This is a genomic window from Deltaproteobacteria bacterium (genome assembly GCA_011375175.1).
Lineage (GTDB): Bacteria > Desulfobacterota > GWC2-55-46 > GWC2-55-46 > DRME01 > DRME01.
Window position 1 is genome coordinate 1 of record DRME01000029.1, and the last position, 2817, is coordinate 2817.

A 2817-nucleotide genomic window follows, 5' to 3' on the forward strand; every position below is an offset into this window, starting at 1 on the left:
CCCCTTCTTGCCGTAGAGGTCGAAGTCCTTTATTATCTGCTCGAGCTTGGTACGGCTCATGATCTGCTGCTGTATGGTGCTGAGCCGCTCGCTCACGGGCGTTTCGTCGGTGGGGGTGACGTAGCGGGTGGGCACCTGCTGCTGCTCGACGAGGATGAGGGTCGTGGAGCGGTAGATGGGCGTCATGGTATAGGCCACCGCCACGGCGAGGGCCGTGCATATCACCACGGAGGAGACGATGAGCCACTTGCGCCTGTAAAAGACCTCGAGCTGCTCGAAGATGTTCTTCTCCTGCGATTCCATATCCTTAAAATCTCCATTCAGCGGGGATCAGCGCCGCCTTGACAAAGGCCTCGTCCCTTGTAAGGCCGGTGCCGTATCCCGCGCCGCCGCTCTGCTCGAAGCGGATGTAGCCCGCGCTGAGGGCAAGCCACAGGTATGGCCGCCAGTTCAGGTCGGTGCCGGCGCTCACCGACTCATAGTCCAGGAGCGCCGCCGCCTTCGACCTGTTCTTGTAGTAGGCGGCGAAGACCCTCCAGTCCAGTCCCCGCGAAAAGCTCTTGTCGAGGGCGAGCATGACGACTTCATTGATGTTGACCGTGCCCGCCAGTCCCGAGCTGTGGGTTATGGAGCGCGAGTACGTGAGGCTCGCGCTCGCCGCCTGAAAGTCCTTCACCACCGAGGCGCCGGCCGTCCAGTCCCACTCGCTGGAGAGGTCCGGCGTATAGACCGCGCCCGCCGAGAGGTCGACCTTCAGTGTGGGCACGAGCTGCCGGCCCAGGCTCAGGCTCAGCGAGTGGATGCCGAAGTCCACGTCGCGGCCGGCCGCGCTGTAGCCCAACCGCGTGTACATATAGGAGGACCCCACCGTCGTCCTCGTAGAAAGGGCGTAGGAAGAGCCGGCCGAAAAGGTGTCGGTACGCGAGTCGAAGAGGGCCGGGTCTTCATAGTCGAGCATGGTCTCCGTCGCCGACAGGAGAAGCGTCGTCTTCTGGCTGGCCGTGTACCTGGCCCGGGCCTCGACGGAGTTGGAGACGATGGCCGTCCTCGTCGTCTGAATGCCCGTGGCAGTCGCCTCCAGCGAGTCCTCCGTGTATGTCAGCGTGTCGCCGACGGTTATCTTGAGCGTAGGGGTCAGGTCGGCCTCCAGCCCGACCTTGCCGCTGTGGGCCAGGTAATCGAGCTCGCTTGTGCGGGCGTACGCCCTGTACGAGAGGCTGTAATCGGCCGACAGCCTGTACCTCCTCCCCTCGGCGGCGAACTCCATGCGGGGCTGAACGGTGGTACGCATGTCGCCCTTTGTATTGCTCCCCGTGCCGAGGTAGCGGGGGTTGCTCACATACCTTTGTTCCATGCTCAAAGAGGGCCTGACGGTCCTCTTCTGGCCCGCCCAGCTCCAGTGCGCCCAGAGGGCGACCGTCACGGCGGGGAGGAGAAGATAGAGGGCCTTGCTATGGAACAAAGATGGTGTCTCCCGGCATGAGAACGAGGTTCTTCGTGTTGTCGTCGTCCTTGTAAACTATGTCGTCGAAGCGAACGTTTATCTTCTGCTCCCGGCCCCCTTCTATGCGCTCCCGGATGACCACTATCTTGTTCTTCGAGGCGAACTGGTTGAAACCACCCGCAACGGCTATGGCCTGGAGCAGCGTCGTCCTCTTCTTCAATTCGTACATGCCCGGCTTCATCACCTCGCCGAGGATGAATATCTTGTAACTGTTGACCGACTTGACGATGACCGAAGCCACGACCGTCTCCTGGTACTCCTTGAGGCGCTCGATGATGGCCCGGCGCAACTCGGCCGGCGTCCTTCCGGCGGCCCGCACATCGCCGATGAGCGGAAGCGAGATCATGCCGTCGGGCCGGACGATCACCTCCTTCGAGAGTTCGGCGTTCTTCCATACCGATATCTCGAGAACGTCCTCGGGCCCTATGAGGTACTTCTGGGTCTGGGCCGAGACGACGCTCTCGATGGAATACTCTGGTTCGGCGCCGTACTGGCCGTTCTCGGCCCTGGCGGCCGCCGCCAGCACGAGGAGTGCGCAGGATAAGACGGAAAGCTTCGGAAAAAGTCTCTGCGAAGCGGTCTGGAACATAGACGGGACCTCCTTAGGATTCGTAAGATGATATCCTGGCTTCACTGTCGTCGAGGAGCTCAAGGCCCATGGCCACGCGTGAGCCGCCGAGCCCCCTGGACCAGACCACCCTGACGGCGCCGCCCAGCCCCAGGGCGTCCACATTGACGACGAAGATCGAGTCCACGGGCAGGGCCGCGGCGCACTCGATGCGCATCCCCCCGGCCGAATAGTCGATCACCTTGGCGTTACGCACCGTACCTTTGTAGCTGAAGCGGAAGGCGGCGCCGGCGCAGCTTCGCCTCGGCCCCCTTCTCTCGACGATGAGGTGGCCGCAGTGGGGACAGGGTGGGGCGAGCCTCGTGGTGAGGCTGTAATAAGCCATGGCGCACCGGGGACACACCCTGATGCCCATCGAGGGCCGTTTTCCTCTTGCTCCCTTCATCCTGTGCGCGCCCCCGGCCCTCCGGCCTCCACATCCTCGCCGCAACGGGTGAACCGCCGCCGCGCTCCCCGGGCGCCGCATCGGACGGCGTGCGGAAGCCGCAGAGCCGGGAAGGTCGCCTCGACTCCTTTGTTATTGATAAGGAAGCTCTGATTAATTACCCTGGGGGAAACTTTCTGTAGAAAGTTTCCCCCAGACCCCCTTCAAAGACTTTTGATACGAGTTGGTTTCCCCCTGTTTTGCCAGGCAAAACAGGGGGAAACCAACTCGCATTAAAAGTTTTTGGAGGGAGTCTGAGGG

4 protein-coding genes are annotated in these 2817 nt (G+C 62.3%); all 4 read right to left on the minus strand.

What is annotated here, in order from left to right; all coding sequences use genetic code 11:
• Positions 1 to 303: protein GumC (locus tag ENJ37_02145; GenBank protein ID HHL39284.1), on the minus strand; the 303-nt coding region annotated here is incomplete at its 3' end.
• Between the two features lie 4 nt (positions 304 to 307).
• On the minus strand, positions 308 to 1354 hold the full coding sequence (locus ENJ37_02150; protein ID HHL39285.1) for a hypothetical protein: 1047 nt from the start codon (positions 1352 to 1354) through the stop codon (positions 308 to 310).
• Positions 1355 to 1451: 97 nt separating this feature from the next.
• On the minus strand, positions 1452 to 2237 hold the full coding sequence (locus ENJ37_02155) for a polysaccharide export protein (GenBank protein ID HHL39286.1): 786 nt from the start codon (positions 2235 to 2237) through the stop codon (positions 1452 to 1454).
• The gene (locus ENJ37_02160; protein HHL39287.1) at positions 2107 to 2598 is read right to left on the minus strand and encodes a hypothetical protein; all 492 of its coding nucleotides are present in this window, start codon (positions 2596 to 2598) and stop codon (positions 2107 to 2109) included. Before ENJ37_02160 ends, ENJ37_02155 begins: the two co-directional genes overlap by 131 nt.
• Positions 2599 to 2817: the final 219 nt, after the last annotated feature.

What these genes read in the sequence shown, in the direction of transcription:
- ENJ37_02150 (HHL39285.1), bottom strand. Translation starts at nt 1,354, where the DNA reads ATGGAACAAAGGTATGTGAGCAACCCCCGCTACCTCGGCACGGGGAGC.
- ENJ37_02155 (HHL39286.1), bottom strand. Translation starts at nt 2,237, where the DNA reads ATGTGGACGCCCTGGGGCTGGGCGGCGCCGTCAGGGTGGTCTGGTCCA.
- ENJ37_02160 (HHL39287.1), bottom strand. Translation starts at nt 2,598, where the DNA reads ATGCGGCGCCCGGGGAGCGCGGCGGCGGTTCACCCGTTGCGGCGAGGA.